This window comes from Erwinia persicina NBRC 102418, assembly GCF_001571305.1.
In the GTDB taxonomy this organism is placed as follows: domain Bacteria; phylum Pseudomonadota; class Gammaproteobacteria; order Enterobacterales; family Enterobacteriaceae; genus Erwinia; species Erwinia persicina.
In genome coordinates, this window is sequence record NZ_BCTN01000058.1 from 1 (window position 1) to 1,493 (window position 1,493).

The following is a 1,493-nucleotide window of genomic DNA, read 5'->3' on the forward strand; positions in this document are numbered from 1 at the left end:
ACGATGCACTGACGGCGATTGCCAAAAAGGCGATGTCGCGTAAAACCGGTGCCCGTGGTTTGCGCTCAATCGTGGAAGGTGCGCTGCTGAACACCATGTACGATCTGCCATCGATGGATGACGTTGAGAAAGTCGTGGTGGATGCCCGGGTCATTGAGGGTGACAGTGAACCTAAAGTGATTTATGCCACACCTGAAACTCAGCAGGCCTCAGGCGAATAACCTGATGTGATGTTGAAAAAAGGCCCGCCAATGCGGGCCTTTTTCATTTTTGATACTACCGAAACCGTTAGGCTTTCAGTTCATCCCAGTGACTGATGACGTGGGTAGTAATACCGTAATCAACGGCCTGTTGAGGGCTCATCCAGTAGTTGCTGTCAGTGTCTTTCTCGACTTTTTCCAGCGGCTGTCCGGTTGCCTTACTGATCAGCTGGTTGATACGCTCACGGGCGCGCAGCAGTTCTTTCGCTTCAATTTCGATATCGGATACTTTACCGCGAACGCCACCCAGTGGCTGGTGGATCATAAAGCGCGTGTTTGGCAGCGAGTAACGATTCTCTTTTTCAGCGGCCAGGAAGATGGTGATCCCGGCGCTGGCAACCCAGCCGGTGCCAATGACCAGCACTTTGGGTTTCACAAACTTAATCATGTCATGGATGGTATCACCCGCTTCAACATGACCCCCCTGGCTGTTAATAAACAGCTTGATTGGCTCATCCCCCATTTCCTGCAGGATCAGCAATTGGGCGGTCACTTTCTCAGCAAGCGCCTGATTAATCTCACCGGAAATGATAATAGAGCGTGACTGAAGCAGTTTACTGACCGCCAGTGAGGAACCCTTCTCTTCCTGCCCATTTTCTTCTTTATCTGGCTCTTGAGGCATGCTTTACACTCCATCGGATAATCATAAGTAACCAGAGTTTAGCATAATCCAGATAGCAGCTAAATCAACAGGAATATCAGGCACTTTTTATACTTTAAAACAGCAGGTTGAATGATGTTTCTTCTTACTGCGCCGACCTGCGGTTATTTCTCACAGGCCTGGCTGCGGTAAGGATGCGCCAGTCCAATCGATGAAGACGCGGGACTTTTCCTCCCAATGAGCGGAGGAAATGGGCTATATTAAGGATTGGTACGTGTAAATTAAGTAAGGCATGAGGTTAACTGATGACAGATAAGCGCAAAGACGGTTCAGGGAAACTGCTGTACTGCTCTTTTTGCGGCAAAAGCCAGCATGAAGTGCGTAAGCTGATTGCCGGCCCGTCAGTCTACATCTGCGATGAATGCGTCGATTTATGTAATGACATCATTCGCGAAGAGATCAAAGAAGCTGTGCCGCACCGCGAGCGCAGTTCACTGCCCACGCCGCATGAAATTCGTCACCACCTGGACGACTACGTTATCGGCCAGGAACGCGCCAAAAAGGTGCTCTCGGTGGCTGTCTATAACCACTACAAACGTCTGCGCAACGGCGACACCAGCAACGGCATTGAG

3 protein-coding genes are annotated in these 1,493 nt (G+C 50.2%); 2 read left to right on the plus strand and 1 reads right to left on the minus strand.

Annotated features, from left to right (window positions below; genetic code table 11):
* The coding region (locus EPE01S_RS22610) for a ClpB D2-like domain containing protein (RefSeq protein WP_506256255.1) at nucleotides 1-221 on the plus strand (221 nt) is incomplete at its 5' end.
* A gap of 67 nt (nucleotides 222-288) precedes the next feature.
* Here EPE01S_RS22610 and EPE01S_RS22615 read toward each other — a convergent pair.
* Nucleotides 289-882 carry an ATP-dependent Clp protease proteolytic subunit gene (locus tag EPE01S_RS22615; protein ID WP_062749677.1) on the minus strand — a complete coding sequence of 198 codons (594 nt, stop codon included), beginning with the start codon at nucleotides 880-882 and terminating at the stop codon, nucleotides 289-291.
* 284 nt (nucleotides 883-1,166) lie between these two features.
* On the opposite strand from EPE01S_RS22615, the gene EPE01S_RS22620 reads away from it, so the two are divergent.
* A partial coding sequence (locus tag EPE01S_RS22620) for a ClpX C4-type zinc finger protein (protein ID WP_303621221.1) occupies nucleotides 1,167-1,493 on the plus strand: 327 nt, incomplete at its 3' end.